The organism is Microbulbifer sp. TYP-18, assembly GCF_040932045.1.
Lineage (GTDB): Bacteria > Pseudomonadota > Gammaproteobacteria > Pseudomonadales > Cellvibrionaceae > Microbulbifer.
Genome location: NZ_JBFRBC010000082.1, coordinates 1 through 1,380 on the forward strand (window position 1 = coordinate 1; position 1,380 = coordinate 1,380).

2 protein-coding genes are annotated in these 1,380 nt (G+C 48.8%); both read right to left on the minus strand.

Annotated elements, in window-relative coordinates; all coding sequences use genetic code 11:
• Positions 1–37: 37 nt before the first annotated feature.
• A complete protein-coding gene (locus tag ABVT36_RS18985) occupies positions 38–964 on the minus strand; it encodes a tyrosine-type recombinase/integrase (RefSeq protein WP_368457964.1) in 927 nt (308 codons plus the stop codon).
• A 124-nt stretch (positions 965–1,088) separates the two neighbouring features.
• Positions 1,089–1,328 (minus strand): DUF4224 domain-containing protein, encoded by a 240-nt coding sequence (locus ABVT36_RS18990; RefSeq protein WP_368457965.1) that lies wholly within the window; start codon positions 1,326–1,328, stop codon positions 1,089–1,091.
• Positions 1,329–1,380 lie beyond the last annotated feature (52 nt).

Sequence of the window (1,380 nt, forward strand, 5' to 3'; positions counted from 1 at the left end):
CATCTCGCCCTCTCTGAACTGTATATGTATCCAGCATTTATTTAGGATCTTTAGGCGCCTTTTCCTTCTTTTTGATCCTTGCCTTGTCCAGTGAAAGCACCCGATCAGGTGTACGGTTATACCTCTCCATCATGCTGTTGGTCTTATGGCCTGAGAAGACCCGCTTATCGCCGCCCTCGAAATCACTGACGGCCTTTATCTTCAGGTCGTGGAATCGAAACCTAGCTTTGATGACCCCGGCAGCCAATGCCGCTTTTTGCTCCCTCTGCCAAATCGCATTGAAACCGCCTCTAGTGTATGGACGACCAGTTTTGCTGCGGATTAAATATGCGCTCTGAACTGTGTTATTGGTATTTATCGACTGCGCCAGATTTTTAGCATCTCTCAGCCGGCCAGTCCAAAGCTTGATTTGTTTTTTGCCGGTCTTCTGTTGGTAAATTACCAGGCCATCTTCCTGCACGTCTTGTCTGGTTAGGGCCAAAACGTCTTGTTGGCGCGCTCCACAAAGGTAAGCGATTTCCATGGCTGCTTGGTGTGCCTTATGACCTTTTTCCCCAAGCCAGTCATAGAACGAAAGGTATTCGCTATCTTCCACATACCTTCCTGCCTGGCGCTCTTTGAGGGGTCTCACGGCTGCCGTGGGGTCGGGGATTGTTACCAAGCCCCGGGCTTTACCCCAGCGCAAGATGATGCCCAAAAAGGTACGCTCTCTGTTTGCCGCAGTGGGGTATTTACTTCCCCGGGTGTCCATAAAAAGTTGTATGACTGGAGAAGTGATGCTATCGGGGTTGGCACCACCAAATACCGCCTTGATCTTTTTTGAGTATCGTAAATAGTCTCTCTGTGTTTGTGGCTTTAACTCTTTTGTGTACTGAGGACTTGCGAAATACAACTCTATTAAACTATCAACGGTAAATGCTTTGTTATGCTGGCCTGCTTGCCAAACTTCATATGCGGTCCACACTTCGGCTCTTGTAGCGTCTGGGCCACATAGATGCCAGCACCCGGTACCACGAATTTTTACTCGATAACCTCGGCGGTAATGCTCAACCCAGCGGGGCATCCAAGCATTTTGTGGTCTTCTTGGTCTACTCATCAATTGCCGCCATATTTATCCCTTCGGGCATGTCGTTTGAGGCAACAGCCATTCGGGTTTTATTGAGCCGAATCAGTTGAGATTCATTGACCATGACCCAAGTCACAACCGGCGAGCCATTCTTGCGTCGTACATAGGGAATCCGATTCTCCTCAAGTACAAGCTTTTGAAGGTCTGGGGACGTAACACCGGTCAATCTGGACAATTGGGCGTCTGTTAGTATCTCGCTCATCGTTCTATCCTGTAAACACTGGCATGATTAAATCTGCGCCTACCTTCCAACT

Excerpts from the sequence above, each read along its gene's own strand:
- ABVT36_RS18990 (WP_368457965.1), bottom strand. The coding sequence starts at position 1,328 with ATGAGCGAGATACTAACAGACGCCCAATTGTCCAGATTGACCGGTGTT.